Consider the following 413-nt stretch of genomic DNA (forward strand, 5'->3'; position numbering starts at 1 on the left):
CGCTGGATGTGCGCCGCCTGTGGCTGGAACCGGGCGTGCGCGCCTCAGCGGGAAGGCTCGAGAAACTAGACGCGGAATTGTCGCGGCTTGCGAAGTTTACGGGGGCGCTGGATGTGCGCCGCCTGTGGCTGGAACCGGGCGTGCGCGCCTCAGCGGGAAGGCTCGAGAAACTAGACGCGGAATTGTCGCGGCTTGCGAAGTTTACGGGGGTGGAGAGTGTGAATTATCTGGAGGGGTGGCGGGAAGTGTAATTGCGATGACGGCCGGCGACTGTTTCTTCCGTCATGCTCGGGCCCATCCCGAGCATCTGCAACGGAAAATGTATAGGACGCGTCTGCAGATCCTCGGCGCAAGACAGAGGATGACGCCGGACGGGAGGAGAGGACGCCAAATCGAAGCGCCTTCGCGACGTC

At 63.0% G+C, this 413-nt stretch carries 1 pseudogene; it reads left to right on the top strand.

Annotation, left to right across the window (positions count from 1 at the left end):
• Window positions 1-251, top strand: a pseudogene (locus AB4Z23_RS28760) (hypothetical protein); the annotation flags it as partial.
• Between the last annotated feature and the right edge of the window lie 162 nt (window positions 252-413).

The sequence above is a fragment of the Agrobacterium sp. MCAB5 genome, from assembly GCF_052114365.1.
GTDB lineage: Bacteria > Pseudomonadota > Alphaproteobacteria > Rhizobiales > Rhizobiaceae > Agrobacterium > Agrobacterium tumefaciens.